Below are 15,859 nucleotides of genomic sequence, written 5' to 3'. Positions count from 1 at the left end.
ATGGTGACGACCGAAACAAGGTTAAAATGGTGGTTATTTTTGTGCTGACGTGTAGAGGAAGTTTTGAGTCTATGAGGATGATCTATTCCAAGTACACCCGCTCATTTTTGCACAGCATCCCCTGTTAGTTTTCCTGTAAAGTCCTCTATGGCAGGGGCCTGATTACGACTTCGCGAATGGACTATAATTTCTCTTTGTATCTGACTCTTAATTTGAGTCATCTAAGTATTAATGGGATAGCTCCATGTTGAAGTCGCATTGTTTTTCTCTCGTTACACTCGCTTCTCTGAGCTTACTTTCTGTACCCAACGTTTGGAGTAGAACAGCAATCGTGTTACCTGGGTTGCATGAACAGGGTATTGATCTTCAAGATAAGCCTATCTCTGCTGCCGCTGCACTTGAATGGGAGTTGGATAATGCCGATATCGTGTTTGGAGCTTACGAAAATAAGAGTGATAACGAGCGTGTAAAAGCGCTTGGTTACATGTACAACCAAAAGCTGGAACTTAACTCAGGTTGGCTGGAAAACGATATACGTAACCAAGCAGAAATAAATAACATCGATTATGAGGACTTTTTTCTTCATTTTTCGGAAGACACTGTCCTAGCTGAAGTCGACTCAAGCCATGGTGAAAATACCTTACTCAATCGAAAACCGATGATCGTTGGCTATACGGCTAGCGCTGACCACGCCGGTTTTTGGCTATATCAACCACCGCCATGGGATGCTGATGTATTCGGTCAGGCGAATAATGGTGGTGCCCTCTATGTTTATCACTCAGAGAAGTTCGACCGCTTAACCCTTACGTTTTCCCAGTTTGCTCAAGGTGGCAACTTCATAATTGAATACCCTTCTGCCATCGATTCATTCGGTCTGGTAACAGAATGGAAAAACTTCGCAATTAAAAAAGACAAAACTGAGAACATGACTAAAAACCAAACGGTAAACTGGTCTGTTCCTTCGGATTGGGTTCGCGCTACGACACACGATGGTAGCGGACAAACCTATGGTGGCGGTCAGTATTTTGGGTCCACTTTTTTACGCGACGGCGGCCGCCTTTACGTTGCGAAAATTACTTGGCATGACGACAACATAGAAAACCGCCCACGCCTCGAAAACATTCAACTCAAAGATAGCTTCCCTATCGTCAATGTCTTAGGAGCACCAACGGAGACACCTGAAGGTCAAACCATTCAGCGCTGGCGACAAATTCGAGGTTTTGACGAATCAGCTGATCGAAACCAAGACAATTATCTTTCTTGGCAAGAGTTCAAGAGCCGCTCAAATAAGAATGCAACAGCACGATTTCGTTGGGAGTCACGCGTTATTCCATTTGGTCGCATGTGGAATCAAACCTCTTCTTGGGCATTGACTAATCTCGGCAATCCCGATTTTGCCAATACAATGCGCCACTATTATCAAGCTGAATGGGCGAAACAAGGTTTAAACGGTGCGTACAACGACGATACGAATAAGTTACTCGGAGAAAATCAGTTCTACGTTTATTCCGGTGGTACGGTGGATGAGCTTGGTTTGGTGGCGGGAAGCCAAGCCGCTGATGATGCATACAAAGCGCAATTCTCGGCGTTCTTAAACAAATTGGCGACGCTGGATGCGGATGCGTTAATTGGCCTCAACATAGGCACGGCCAACTTATTCGGTCGTAACGGCCAAAACCACTTGGTTGGTGCTGGCTCCTTGTACTTGCGCGAGCACTACCTTTTCCCTTCCACTGGCTTTAGTGGCTATGCTGGCTTGGCTAAGTTTTGGGATAACTCTGCTCTCGCCAAAGTTGGCCAGAACGTGATTTATCAAGCAACAACTCGTTATGGTCGCGTCCAATACTTTGGTAACACAGAAAACAATTGGAAGCAGGACCAATATTCTGCACTAGTAGTGTTCTACTTAAACTATCACCCTGAGCGCAGTTACTTTAGTCAGTGGAATAATGGCTACCTATATGGAAGCAATAACACCACCATTAACAACTTCTGGAAGGCAGGCGTACCAAAGAATATTGCTTATCAACCTAGCACCTTGCTTGCCATCGATTTAGGTACGCCAGCCAATCAAATCCCAGATGGGTATCAGGCGACTCCGCTAATGATGTCCACCAGCACGCCCTATTCCGCCGATTACACGGTGATTGGAGATGCTTCTATGAGCAAAGTGGCTCATCCTGACTTGCCTAATGGCGCTATCGATTTGTTACCAACCCATACGTACTTTGCGTATCGCTCAGAAGATACGGTAGTGATGCATGGCCCTACGGAGATGGTGTTAGCCCGCGAATTCACAAAAGGCCGAGTGCTGTATCGTACTGATTTCTTTGGCAAGAATATCGATTATTTCTCCTCACCGAAGATAACTATCGCACTTCCAGAGCCTATGCGACCTGTAGATCAAGACGGTAACATCGGCGACTATGTTTCTCACATTGAGATCGGCGGCTACGAAGGGGTGTTCTTGCTGTATTAACTCCCTTTCAACCACTCTCACTAAACGCTTCATAAATCGCCGTTTTTATGCTTAACGTCACTGAAAAAACCTTGTTCACTGAATCTTTGTAAACCGATGTATATACTGAAGTAAATGACAACGACAAGGAAATTCAGTCACATGAAGACGACACCTTCAATGCTCTCTGTTCTGCTGCTATCAGCATTATCAACTCATGCAAATGCGGATGAATGTGGAAAAATAACCATCGCGGATATGAATTGGAATTCGGCCAGCTTAATGGCGCACATCGACCAATTTGTCTTAAATGAAGGCTACCAGTGCGATGCGGAATTGATCCCTGGTGATAGCGTTCCTACAGGCACCTCTATGATTGAAAAGGGGCAGCCTGACGTTGCGCCAGAGTTATGGACAAACGGTATTAAAGAAGCACTTGATAAAGGGATTGCGGATAAACGCTTGCGCATCGCTGGTGAGTCGCTTGTCAATGGTGGTGAAGAAGGGTTTTGGGTTCCTGCCTATCTGGTAAAACAGTATCCAGAGCTCGCGACGATAGAAGGCGTCATCAAGCACGCCAAACTATTTGAACACCCTGAGGATGATGACAAGTTCGCCTTTTATAGCTGCCCTGCTGGTTGGACATGCCAAATCACCTCCGGTCACTTGTTTAATGCATTAGGGTTAAGTGAGCACGGCTTTGAGATGATTGACCCAGGCTCTGGCGCAGCATTAGCTGGCACCATCGCCAAAGCCTATGATCGCAAAATGCCTTGGTTTGGTTACTACTGGTCACCAACACCCGTATTGGGCAAGTATGATATGGTCAAAGTGGATTTTGGTAGCGGAACAGATTTGGAAGAGTATCGCAACTGTACCACCCAGCCTGATTGTGCTTCACCAAAAGTAACAATGTACCCACCTTCTCCGGTTCGCACAGTAACAACTGAGGCATTTGCGAACAAAGAACCCCAAGCATTCGCGTACTTGCAGAAACGCGGATTTACCAACGAGCAAATGAGTGAAATGCTGGCCTGGATGGAAGATAACTACGCAGATGGTGAGGAAACGATGTTTTACTTCTTTAATACCTATCCTGACTTATGGAAAGGTTGGGTATCTGAAGACGTAGCGGTGAGAATCGAAAAAGCGCTTTGATGATTAATACTTAAAGTGCCACAAATCATTTAACCTCCCATACCGTTTGAATAAACGGCATGGGAGACTAATCAACGATTCGTTAATACATGGTGTGACCATTCAATGTTTCTTTAGGAATCTCTTGCAGAGCGTCCCAATGTTCGACGATTTTCCCATTATGATCAAAACGAAAGAAATCCATCGTCACGTATTCAATATCATTAGGCCATGTTTGGTGAGTGTGTAGTGCCACCAAATTCCCCTCAGCAATGGCTCGCACAAACTTAATGTCTTTATTGGGATACTCGTTTTGCATCCGCTCAAAATACTCGATAAAAGCCTCGGGGCCATTTCCAACTAATGGATTGTGCTGAATGTACTCATCGCCAACGTAGTCTTCAACTGCCTTTTTTGGATTACCTCGATAGGCGGTTTCGTAAAACGCAATGGCATTTCTTTTGTTCTCTTGCAGGTCCATTTTTCTTCCCTATGTCGCTCTACTTGGTATTTAACGATAATCATAGCCTTAGAACCTAAGAAGTGACCGAACATCACGCACAAAAAGGGCCGCTAAACCGCAGCCTTCATCACTTGAAACTTGGAATCACTGTCCCTTCAGAGCTTAAACCACACCACCAGCGCCCTGCATGGAACGCTCACTGTTCTCCACCAGCAACGCGGTTGCGGTTTGTTTCAGTGTTTCCCACTCTTGGTCTTCGACAAAAATACCATTTTGCCAAGAGGCTTGTTGCGTGTTGCTTAACTCATCGCCTTCAATGTGAATGGTGTATCCCTGTGCGCTTTTCTCGATATCGAAATCGTTCACAGAGAGTTCGATAACCATACTGTGCAAATCCGTATCATGCCCATCAAACTGATCCGAGAAAAAGACTTCTGGCGCGATTCGTCCACGGTTTAACACATAAAGCGTTCGTTTTGGACTAGAGCCATTGACCCATTGTGCACGGCACGCGATGCCTTTTGCAGAGAGCTTCAACAACTCACTAAAACCTAGCCAACGGTTATGGCAATGTTTCAATGTGATAGTAATCGACTTGCTGTTGATCATTTTCTCAAGTGCGAAATCCAACACTGCGGGTAAGTGGCACGCCACACTGCCATTGTGCAAATCCATCTCGATACTCGATGGCGTGCTGTTGGTCACCGATACGGCGCAGTCCGAATCTAACCCAAGAAACAGGCTGGCGTTATTAAAGTGACGCACCCCGTGCAAGCCAACCATTTGCAAGTCCGCCACCATGTTCGCAATGACATCCGCCTCACCACAGTGACGGCGCATGCCAAGAAATGCCTTATTAACCGCGGCCACCAATTCGTTGTGAGAGACGATCATAATGCAAATCCTCCGTTGATTTTTTGATTGTCACTTTGCGCAATTTCTTCTCGTTCCGGCATGCTCGGGAAAATCCATGTGTCCGCCAGTTTAGGATCGTGAATTTCATCCAACAACGGCGCGCCTTGGAAGAAGGTTACTCGAACCCAACGATCCGAGCGTGGATCAAATTTAGTCGCACCAAAGATAGCCAACTTACAGCGCAATAAGTGCATTGGCAGTGCATCTTGGCGCAGCACGTTCATTTGAATATCACCCATTGCTCGGTTACCTAACGTCCATACACGACGTGTGATCGAACGATAAGTCGGGTTCTGCAACAGAAACTCTGCTACGGACATCTCTACATCACAACCAAGCAAGGCGTGGTACAAGCGATTCACTTGTCTGCCGATATCAAGCGGCAGCTCTTTTTCTTCTCCTGCTTCCTCCCCACGAACACCAAGCCTTGGCTCTTCTTTGTCTTGCGAGCGATACCAGAACCAGTAGTTGTTCTCGGCTAGTGAGTAATCTGCATCAATCGCCCAGCGGTATTTGCTTTGCAACACTTCCAGTAAATCTTGGATCTTTTTCCCGCCCGGAATCGATAGCGTTTCATCCGTATTCATTTGGCAGGCAAATTCATCCACCAAAGATGGGTAGAGTTCAATCAAGCAAGAGGTGAGGATTTCTTGGGCTTCCACACTCATTGTTTTCTTATGCTCGACCAAACTCGCCCAGTTCGGATGTGATGCCATTAACGTTGTTAGCTCCGATAGCAGTTGTTTGATGTCTGCTATCGCTTGATGATTGAGCCTGTCTTGATGTTCATTGATGGTGATGACTTGCTCTAAATGACGCTGTGCTTTTTGCAGCAATCCTTGCAAAGGAGCATGGAACGACGCTTCACATGGCATCGCAAAGACTCGCGCTACCGCACGTTCACGAGAGGTCATCCATTGGTCAACAATACACGGATGATTAATCAAGTATGGAGCCATGCCTAAGCCAGTAGCATTTCCGACACCAAGGTAGCGCTGCAAGCCACGATGCAAAGCCACCGCGTTGTCGCCTCCTTGCTGAAGTGCCAGGTAGTGCACCCAATCCAGGCTGAATTCACGCAACATATATACGGCACACATTTGCGCACTAAAGGACTGGCTGAAATCTGGGTTATTCTCTAACAGTTTGAAATCGGCGATACCAAACTTTCCGTTCCCATACACAGCTGTGGTACGCAGGATATAACCCACTTCCGCCAGCTCTTTTGGCTCGGGCTGCTTGCCTTGAGAAAGTGCGCTAACAATGTGTTCAAACACACGCACGCTTTTGTTTGCGCGAGCCAGAACAAGCACGTTATTCGGATTACGTCCCGCTTCTTGCAGCGGTACATTTGCTCTCAATCTTTCCAACAAAGTAACATCAACATCGCCTTGAACCAGTGCGAATGTGACGTCCCACTTTTCAGCAATGACGCGGTCATTACGCTCGTCATCAGCAATTTCATCACAGAACACCACCAAATGATAAACGTGCTCTAGCGTGGTCAATTTGTAAATAACGTGACCATAACCACGCGGACAAAGTTGCCACTCATGCTTGGTTACTTGCCAATTTTGGCTTGCCATATTACGAATCAGGCTACGAACAAAGCTGATTCGGTTTTGGTGCATTGCGCCAAGCCTTTCGGCTGCCATGACAATCGCTGCGTCGCGCATAGTTGCTTCCGTATAAGTAGAACGATGTGCATCCATTTTGCTCACCACCTATTTGTTATTGTAAGAATACTAGGGTTTGTGCGGATGCAGGAGGAAAACACCCGCACAAGCTCCACGTTGTTTGAATTAGATAATTGTTATAGCCCTTGCTCTTTCGCCATTTTGATTGCGATTTGCGGTGCATTCCAAAGTGACGGCAACAGAATCAGAGAAACCGGAACCGCGGTAATCACAATGAAAGATTGCAGTGCAGAGATGCCACCAGAGCCAAGCGAAATCAGGATCAGAGCTGTCACACCCATCATTACGCCCCAGAAGGTACGGATGATCGCATTCGGCTCCGTTTCACCACTGATCACGACACTGATTGTGTAGGTCATTGAGTCGCCCGTCGTGACGATGAAGATCGTGGTTAAAATCAGAAATAGAATTGAAGTCAGCATTGGCATTGGTAGTTGCTGAGTCACCGCAAGCAAAGCACCTGGCAAGTTAAAGCCTTCAAACGCCGCACTCACACTGCCCGGTTCAGCAATTTCAAACGCTAGGCCAGAGCCGCCTACAATCGTGAACCAAAAACAGGTGGTGAGCGGAGCCACAATACTGATGGTTGAAATAACTTGGCGAATAGTGCGACCACGGGAAATACGCGCAATAAAGATTGCCATCATCGGACCATAACCAAGGAACCAGCCCCAGAAAAATACTGTCCACCAGCTTAGCCAACCTTCGTCACCGCGATAGGTCGCCATTGGGATAAAGTTATCCAACATGCTTCCGACCCCTTGAATGTATCCGTTAAAGATAAAATTCGTAGGACCAAAAAACAGGATGTAAACCATCAATGCCATTGCCAGAATCACGTTGTAACGACTAAGCAGTTGCATGCCTCGGCTTAATCCACTGAGTGCTGACAAGGTGTAAAGCGCAATCGCAAACAAGATGATGATAAGCTGAGTCGTAAAGCCATCAGGAATATCAAACAATGCATTTAACGCGTAGCTAACCTGCAAGCCAAGAAACCCAATTGGACCAATGGTGCCCGCGGCTACCGCGATAATGCAGCATGCGTCAATCAATGCACCGAGTTGGCCTTTAAGTGCTCGTTCGCCCAAGACTGGGTAAAGCAAAATACGGGGTTTTAGCGGTAAGCCTTTGTCGTAATGCAGGTGCATCACCACGATGGAAGTTAAGCTACCTACAATCGCCCAAGCCAGAAAGCCCCAGTGCATAAAGGATTGCGACAACGCATTCACCGCACCTTGCTGCGGGTTATCTTGCGCGCCGTACAAAGGGGGTGGGCTAACATAGTGTGCGATAGGCTCAGCCGCGGCCCAGAAAACGCCACCACCAGCCAACAAGGTACAGAAAATAATCGCCATCCAGCGGAAAGAATCCATTTCTGGTTTAGCAATCCCGCCCAACATCACCTTGCCTGTTCGCCCTGCAGCCAAGCCAAGACCAATAAGAAAAGTGAGAAGCAGCAGTAACTGCCAGTAAGGACCAAACACCTGAACTGCCCAGCCAAAGCCAGCGTTAACGATCGTAGATAACAACTCGCCGTCATAAAGTGCAATAGCAACGAACAACGCGATAAAACCACCGCTATACCAAAAGGCCGGGTTATTCAGTCCCAATTTGTCCGTCGTGTTTTCTGTTGTTGATGTGTTGTGTGTTGCTTTTGACTTGCCCGATGACACGCTCATCGTGGAAGCTTTCATGCTATTGGTTAAATCAGACATACTCTGGCTCCAGAGGTTCTTTGCAGCTGCCAAAGACTGGCTACAAATGTGAGTTTTACGCCTGCCGTATTGTTGTTATGTAGGCAGGCGGTTCCTAATTTTGGGAGTACTATGAAATAGGCTCTAATCCTTCTTTGAGGAAGTTGAACCAGTTTTCACCCAATATTTTTCCTGCCTCAGATTCACTAAATCCGTGACGCATTAATCCGTTGTAGATGTTCTCCATCCCTGCACTGCCGCAGAACCATGGCAGCGCATCTGGCCATCCCGAGTTACTTGCCGAACCTTCGCCGTAATCCATCGCTTTTGACCAACGACCGTTGCGCATCCACTCCAACACTTGTTGCGGCTGATTTAGGCACAAATCGCTACCGATACCTAAATGGTCAACGCCAAACATGTCTGCGGATTTCGCAACCATCTGGCAGAAATCATCCAGCGTGCACTGGCTGCCATTTGGCAAATGGAATGGATATAAACTGAATCCAATCAAACCACCGCGCTCCGTCAGTGCTTTGATCACGGTGTTGGACTTGTTGCGCAGTGCGTCATGCGCAAACGTCGGGTTAGCATGGCTGATACAAATTGGACGCGAAGAGAGCTCGATAGCTTCCAACGTTGAACGCTCCGCGCTGTGGGACATATCAATGATCATCCCGACTCGGTTCATCTCTTCAATCGCTTGCTTACCAAAGCGAGTTACGCCGGAATCGTTTTGTTCGTAACAACCTGTCGCTAGTAAGCTTTGGTTGTTGTAGGTCAGTTGCATGATCAGTAGACCTTGGCGGCGCATCACTTCAATCAGGCCAATTTCATCATCAATCGGTGAGCAATTCTGCGCGCCGAAGAAGATGCCAACTTTGCCTTCTGCTTTGGCTTTTTCTACATCTGCCATTGAATAAATAGGCATGATGAGGTCCGCATTTTGCTCGAAGCGCAAGTTCCATTCAGCAAAACGCGTTAAGGTTTCGCGCGCAGTTTCGTGGTAGACGATGGTGGCATGAACGGCGGTAATGCCACTCGCCTTGAGTGTTTGGAAGTACTCTCGATCCCAATTGCAGTACTGCAATCCGTCAATCACAATCCGTTGTTGGTACATAACCACTCCTTAAACAATTTCTTAGCCTTTCAGTGCGGGTAGCTGACACCATCAGCTACCCTGCTGTTCTTAGTAAGGGCGCTGATAAGCGGTTTTCACCACGGTGTAGAACTCTTTGGCGTACTGACCTTGCTCACGAGGACCAAAGCTAGATTCTTTACGGCCACCAAATGGGACGTGATAATCTGTACCCGCAGTTGGCAAGTTAACCATGACGCAGCCCGTTTGGACTTGCTGTTTGAAGATCGCGCTATTGCGCAGGCTTTGCGTGATAATGCCGCCTGTCAGGCCAAAGCGCGTATCGTTCGCGACCGCAATTGCCTCATCCAGATCATAAACGCGAATCACGCTTGCCATTGGTGCAAAGACTTCTTCTTGGTTCACTTCCCAGCTGTTTTGTGTGTTCAAGAACAGGGTTGGTGACATGTAGTACCCGTCATGCTCTAGGCTCAGACGCTCGCCACCAAAAGCCAGCTCTGCGCCCGCTTGGCGAGCGTTTTCAATCCACTCAAAGTTCGCATTCAGCTGGTTACCATCAACAACAGGGCCCATAAATACGCCCTCTTCTAGTGCGTGACCCACTTTAAGTTCGCTCATGCGTTTGATTAGCGCTTCAACATACGCGTCGTGAATTCCGTCCATAACCACAAGACGAGAAGACGCGGTACATTTTTGACCTGCACCCGAGAATGAGCCTGCGATTGTGGCTTCAACGGCAATTTGAATGTCTGCATCATCTGCCACTACGAGCGCGTTTTTGCTGCCCATTTCTAGCTGACAACGCACAAAGTTTGGTGCCGTTGCCGCCGCTACTTTACGGCCTGTGTCCACAGAACCAGTGAAGCTCACGCCGTTCACATCTTTCGAATTGATAAGGGTATTACCAACTTGCGAACCGCTACCCAAAACGAGGTTAAACGTGCCAGCAGGTAAACCTTGGCGATGGATAATCTCAGTCAGTGCAACGGCACTTGCTGGAGTTAGGTTGGCAGGCTTCCAGACGACACTGTTGCCAAACGCAAGTGCTGGCGCGATTTTCCAAGCCGCTGTTGCTGTTGGGAAGTTCCAAGGAGAGATAATGGCGATAACGCCGACGGCTTCGCGAGTAACTTCAACGGAGACACCTGGACGGACGGAAGCAGCGTTATCGCCAATTTGACGCAGTACCTCAGCAGCAAAATATTGGAAGAATTGGCCGGCACGGTAAATCTCACCTCGACCTTCAGCAAATGGCTTGCCTTCTTCGCGCGAAAGCAAGGTACCCAATTCGTCACATCGTGCAATGAGCTCATCACCAATCGCTTGCAGCACTGCTTGTTTACGCTCGATTGGTGTTTTTTCCCAATCTGGCTGCGCTGATTTAGCCGCTTGAATCGCTTGCTCTACTTGCGACACACTCGCTTGTGCGAAATCGCCTATGTTTTCGCTGATATCAGAAGGGTTAATATTGGCGATGGTGTCCATGCCCGATTGCCATTCACCTGCTATATAGAGGGATTTTTCTGCTTGAACATTGTTAATAAAAGTCATGGTTCTTTCCTTGTTCTTCCGATTTGTGATGGCAAGCCACCCACTCACTGATCTCAATTATTCTTGTTGGATTTATTCTGGTTGGCTTGCCGACGCGTAGACGACAAACTCCACCAACATTTCTTCTCGTGCTAACCCTGCAACCACCATGGCGGCGCGGTTTGGGTACGGCGCTTCAAAGTATTCTGCGTACACTTGGTTAACGGTTTTTAAGTATTCTCTGTCGGTCACGTAAATCAGGACCTGCAAAACCGAGTCCAAAGACTCCCCGGCACACTCCAGGGTGTGAATGAGATTGTTAAAGGTTTGGCGTGTTTGTGCTTCGATGCCACCTTCAACAACCGTGCCTGTATCATCAATAGGAATTTGTGCTGTATACAGAGTTCCATTGTTAACAATCGCCCATTCAAGCGGCGCTTTAGAAGCAAACAGACTGGTTTTAACTGGGTGTTTTTTAGTAGGAGTATTCACGTGCCTTTCAACCTTTGTAACAGCTTTGTTTCAATATGGTTAAATGATGCACATTGACAGGCGATAAATCTAACGGTAAATTTTTTACATTTGATAAATAAAACTTATCACCTCATTGAGAATAACGTAAATAAAGGGATTAAGAGGCATTAGGGATGAGTATTAAGCTTCAACAATTAATGCATTTTGTGATGGTAGTCGAGGAAGGAGGCTTTCGAGCCGCTTCACATCGTGCAAATCGTTCTCAGGCGGCACTGTCAACATCGATAAAAGAGCTTGAAAAAATTCTAGGGCAAACGCTGTTTGAACCCGGAAACAAAACCAAATTGACCCCGTTTGGTGAAATTTGTCTTCCCAAAGTGGTTCAGTTTCTCAATATCTACAGTGCACTAGACAACGATCTCAAAGCAGCCGCTGCCGGACAGCAAGGGAGAGTGCGAATTGCGAGCGTTCCTTCTGTTGCAGCGAAGCTCATTCCTAGCGTGTTGGGCGCCTTTTGCGAACAGTATCCAAATGTAGAAGTAAGCTTGATAGACGATAATGCCGCTGGCGTCGAGGCTCGCCTACTCTCCGGTGAGGTCGACTTAGCGCTCGGTAACCCCTCTCACCTTGATGAGGGCGGCATTGACTTTACACCGCTGTTGTCCGACCCCATTGGCGTGGTGTGTTTAAAAGATAACCCGATTGCCAATAAAACAGAGGGAATCGAGTGGCAAACTTTGCTCGAACAACCTTTCATTCGCAACGGCACCTGTACGCTTCTCGATCCAACCCCTGCCAGAGCATTGAGTGAGCAAGCGCTCTATTCGGTCGAGAATATCACTTCGCTGTTTTCTGTCTTAGAACTTGGGATTGGTGTCACGACCCTACCTAAGCTTGCTTTCCCAACCAATGAAACACGCTTGGTTTGGATCCCACTTATCGATCCACCGCTTGAAAGGCAAATTGGTATCTTTACGTTGACCGACCGCACGATCTCGCCTCAAGCTAAAGCGTTTCATGATTTGTGTGTACGTTATCTAAACTATCAAGATGAAGAAACGTAGTTCGAAGGTTTTAGCTAATAGTGGCTCCATTAGATTTTAGAGCCACTATTATTTGATATTAAGTGACAGATCCGGTCATATGAAATGACGACGCTCTTATTGCACTTATTCTGGCTTGATATTCTGATTCATTCTGAACAAGTTATTTGGATCAAACTTCTTCTTCACTTCTTGTAAACGCGCAAAGGTTGGACCATAGGCAGACTCTGTACGTTCAGCTTCGTCTTGTGTAAGGAAATTGATATACGCTCCGCCACTTGCATAAGCTGGGCAAAAAATTCCCTTGCCCAGCTTATGCAAGCTTCATCATCTTCTGCTAAATCCCATCTTCCATGAACATTTAACACATAGTTTGCATCACGGCTAGAATAAGCCATAGACTCGGGCTCAGGTCTAGAGGCAGCGCAGCCAAGAGAGGCGATAAAAATCTCACACTGAGGCGATGGTAACTTACCTGCGTATTCTATCGCCGCATCAATCACACCTTCGCTTAGCGAGTTAAAATTGTGCGATTTCCAATAGTTACGTGCACCCGGAGTAAGCAATGGATCAAACGCTTGCTGCCACGCCGCAAATGGCTGTACACCAACATGCTCACCATGTGCATCACCAAACTCTCTCAACGGTGCAATTAACTTCTCACCTTCAGCCGGGTCACCCGCATAACATATCGCGAGTACAACCACTTCTTTTCCGTGAACGCTTTCAGGTAAAAATGGGAGTGGCGGCGCTTTCCGACTCACCATCCAGACACTTAGATCATCAGGGGCCGACTCAGTGAATTTCGCAAACTGGGTGATAATGGATTTCGCTTGCTCAAATGGAAAGACAATGAGACCACTTAACACCTCTGGACCGACAGGATGTAGCTGGAATTCAAAACGCGTAACGATACCAAAGTTACCGCCGCCCCCACGTAACGCCCAGAACAAATCAGCATTTTCTGTCTCATTCGCGAGCAGTTGACGACCATCTGCAGTTACGACATTTGCAGAGACCAAGTTGTCTATCGTCATACCATATTTTCGGCTCAACCAACCAAAACCACCACCAAGCGTTAACCCCGCAATTCCCGTGGTTGAATTAATGCCGACAGGCGTTGCTAATCCATATTTTTGTGTGGCCTCATCGACATCAGCCAACGTACAGCCAGGTTCAACGAAAGCCCTTCTTTCGCTTTCATCCACTTGAACATGATTCAAAAGTGACAAGTCGATCATCACACCATGATCGCAAACCGCATTGCCAGCAATATTATGCCCGCCACCTCGGATCGAAAGTAGCTGATTGTTATCCCGAGCAAAGTTAACCGCCATCACGACATCATCGGCAGACTTGCAGCGAGCGATAACACCGGGACTGCGATCTATCATGCCATTCCAGATTTGACGAACTTCGTCGTACGTAGGATCTCCGGGCAAAACAACATCACCCTGAAATTGATTTTTAAAGTGTTCAATGGTTGCATTTTCTAGACTATTCATATTAGTTGCCTCTCACGTTTTACATGAGGCTTGCAAAGCACAATGCAACGACAAGCTAATACAAGTCCCTCACAATTAAACGTGACGTTTGAGTAGCTATTTTCAGAAAATAAACAAGGCCCCACAGTAACGATACCGTAGGGTCACAAATTCCCTTACTCTCTTGGGTTCGATAAAGCTGAAACACAGTTATAAAAATCAGATAGTTATCGCAATGATACCGCACCTCAAAGCACCTTCTCTATTCTTTACCCTGCGTGACACTCGCACCTAATTATTAATAAGTTCATTGTAAGTTTAGAATGCAATTTAGTTTCAGATATGAAACTTTGTCTTATAATTAATATTTTTAATAATTAATTATAAGACCTTTATTTATCAATTAAATAGGATTATAAAAATATTTCGGACTGCGAATAGTGAATAGCCGTTAGAGGCAGTGATATTGAATTAAATTGAATAGCCTTCTTAGTGTTTTAGAAGACTATTGCACTATTTATCAGTGATATACCGTCACTTAAGGTGGGTTATTTACGACGATTTCGGTTCTTATACACTACGCAAAAGTTACCACGTTTGGTTCGGCATTTTGAGCAACGCTCGCAATCCACTGGCGCTCGATTACCCTCTTTCCAGCGCTTTATTAACTGAGGCTCAGCCAATAAAGGACGTGACACAGCAAAAAATTGGATATCTGTGTTTTCTGCAATTTTCTCAATCGCATCAATGTCACTCAATCCGCCGACAGTAATCACCGGTATGTTAACGTCCTGACTGATCACGTGCCCATATTCGTGAAAGTAACCTTCTTCTTGTAGTGTATAACCATCGAACGTTTCACCAACAAGTTCGTTTGCTTTGCCGTGAATATTGCCAGACACGATGATCGCATCAACGCCCACTTCTTCGAGTTTCTTACAAACAACGCGAGTTTCATCGAACGTTAAACCGCCGTCAAAGAATTCTGTCGCGGTAAGCTTCACAAGGATTGGGAAAGTATTCCCAACCAGCTTTCTGGTTTCAGAAAAGATTTCTAAAAGGAAACGCATGCGATTTTCTAAGCCACCACCATATTCGTCTTCGCGACGATTATAGTACGGGCTTAAAAACTGGTTAATTAAGTAAGTGTGTGCCGCATGAATCTCTACGCCGTCAAAACCAGCGTCTTGAGCACGTTTACTCGCAAATGCGAATGCCTTTACGATGTAATCGATCTCGTCCTTAGTCATCGCTTTGCCTTGCGTATTCGTGCCACGCTCAGGCACGTCACTCGGAGCAAAGATGACACGCTCACCGACGTTGTAGGTGGTTTTGGTGCCACCGTAAGCAATTTGCATTACGATTTTAGAATCGTGTTGATGTACTAGCTCTGTTAGCTTTTTGTATTCTTCAATAAAAGAGTCGTTGTAGATCCCCATCATCCCAGCGTTGGGTTTCTCTTCTTCCACGATATTGGCATAACCAGTAACAATTAGACCCACTTCACCTTTCGCCAACTCTTCGTAAATATCGTAAAGCTTATCCGTCATGTGGCCATCTTCGGTCGCCATGTTTTCCCACGTTGCGCTGCGCACAAAACGGTTCTTTAGGGTCATGTTGCCAATGCGGGCTTCGGAAAACAAAATGCTCAAAACCAGTCCTCTTAATGTTGTCTTTATGGTTCTATCTTTTCCCAAGTAACCAAGAACAAAAAAGGAACAGCGATACACAACGTATGGCTGTTCCTTCTCTGAATCCGTGAGACCTGCAAACTACAGGCGCACCTTAATGCCTCGTGGGTGACAAAACTTTAATCTGGATTAAGGTTTAGTGAGATAAATACGCATGAAGAAATTGCAACA

12 protein-coding genes and 1 pseudogene are annotated in these 15,859 nt (G+C 46.4%); 3 read left to right on the top strand and 10 right to left on the bottom strand.

Going from position 1 to position 15,859, the window contains the following annotated elements; all coding sequences use genetic code 11:
• Positions 1-244 precede the first annotated feature (244 nt).
• Complete coding sequence (locus tag OO778_RS24055; RefSeq protein ID WP_074190883.1) at positions 245-2,479, top strand: hypothetical protein; 2,235 nt, start codon at positions 245-247, stop codon at positions 2,477-2,479.
• Positions 2,480-2,620: 141 nt separating this feature from the next.
• Positions 2,621-3,616 (top strand): ABC transporter substrate-binding protein, encoded by a 996-nt coding sequence (locus tag OO778_RS24050; RefSeq protein ID WP_264911976.1) that lies wholly within the window; start codon positions 2,621-2,623, stop codon positions 3,614-3,616.
• A gap of 82 nt (positions 3,617-3,698) precedes the next feature.
• Here OO778_RS24050 and OO778_RS24045 read toward each other — a convergent pair whose 3' ends face one another.
• From OO778_RS24045 to OO778_RS24015, 7 genes are all read right to left on the bottom strand, one after another.
• Positions 3,699-4,076 carry a nuclear transport factor 2 family protein gene (locus OO778_RS24045; RefSeq protein ID WP_074190881.1) on the bottom strand — a complete coding sequence of 126 codons (378 nt, stop codon included), beginning with the start codon at positions 4,074-4,076 and terminating at the stop codon, positions 3,699-3,701.
• A gap of 144 nt (positions 4,077-4,220) precedes the next feature.
• Positions 4,221-4,952 (bottom strand): DUF3726 domain-containing protein, encoded by a 732-nt coding sequence (locus tag OO778_RS24040; RefSeq protein WP_074190880.1) that lies wholly within the window; start codon positions 4,950-4,952, stop codon positions 4,221-4,223.
• Complete coding sequence (locus OO778_RS24035; protein ID WP_258616126.1) at positions 4,949-6,685, bottom strand: hypothetical protein; 1,737 nt, start codon at positions 6,683-6,685, stop codon at positions 4,949-4,951. Before OO778_RS24035 ends, OO778_RS24040 begins: the two co-directional genes overlap by 4 nt.
• 101 nt (positions 6,686-6,786) lie before the next feature.
• Positions 6,787-8,388, bottom strand: coding sequence for a BCCT family transporter (locus OO778_RS24030; protein ID WP_005390956.1), 1,602 nt, complete (start codon positions 8,386-8,388; stop codon positions 6,787-6,789).
• A gap of 109 nt (positions 8,389-8,497) precedes the next feature.
• Positions 8,498-9,487: a membrane dipeptidase gene (locus tag OO778_RS24025; RefSeq protein WP_203347363.1), complete on the bottom strand. Its 990-nt coding sequence runs from the start codon at positions 9,485-9,487 to the stop codon at positions 8,498-8,500.
• Positions 9,488-9,556: 69 nt separating this feature from the next.
• Complete coding sequence (locus OO778_RS24020) at positions 9,557-11,017, bottom strand: aldehyde dehydrogenase family protein (protein WP_257887787.1); 1,461 nt, start codon at positions 11,015-11,017, stop codon at positions 9,557-9,559.
• Between the two features lie 72 nt (positions 11,018-11,089).
• Positions 11,090-11,488, bottom strand: coding sequence for a RidA family protein (locus OO778_RS24015; protein ID WP_170893292.1), 399 nt, complete (start codon positions 11,486-11,488; stop codon positions 11,090-11,092).
• Between the two features lie 155 nt (positions 11,489-11,643).
• Between OO778_RS24015 and OO778_RS24010 the strand changes: the two genes are divergently transcribed.
• Positions 11,644-12,534: a LysR family transcriptional regulator gene (locus tag OO778_RS24010; protein WP_074190877.1), complete on the top strand. Its 891-nt coding sequence runs from the start codon at positions 11,644-11,646 to the stop codon at positions 12,532-12,534.
• Positions 12,535-12,639: 105 nt separating this feature from the next.
• On the opposite strand, the gene OO778_RS24005 is transcribed toward OO778_RS24010, so the two are convergent.
• The 3 genes and pseudogenes from OO778_RS24005 to OO778_RS23995 all read right to left on the bottom strand — a co-directional run bounded on the left by OO778_RS24005 (position 12,640) and on the right by OO778_RS23995 (position 15,649).
• Positions 12,640-12,834 (bottom strand): BBE domain-containing protein, encoded by a 195-nt coding sequence (locus tag OO778_RS24005; RefSeq protein WP_257887786.1) that lies wholly within the window; start codon positions 12,832-12,834, stop codon positions 12,640-12,642.
• Between the two features lie 719 nt (positions 12,835-13,553).
• A pseudogene (locus OO778_RS24000) lies at positions 13,554-13,850 on the bottom strand (FAD-dependent oxidoreductase); the annotation flags it as partial.
• Between the two features lie 695 nt (positions 13,851-14,545).
• Positions 14,546-15,649: an NADH:flavin oxidoreductase gene (locus tag OO778_RS23995; RefSeq protein ID WP_074190876.1), complete on the bottom strand. Its 1,104-nt coding sequence runs from the start codon at positions 15,647-15,649 to the stop codon at positions 14,546-14,548.
• Positions 15,650-15,859 lie beyond the last annotated feature (210 nt).

It is taken from the genome of Vibrio sp. STUT-A16 (assembly GCF_026000495.1).
GTDB lineage: Bacteria > Pseudomonadota > Gammaproteobacteria > Enterobacterales > Vibrionaceae > Vibrio > Vibrio diabolicus.
Note: the sequence above shows the minus strand (reverse complement) of the source record. Positions and strands in the feature narration are given on the sequence as shown.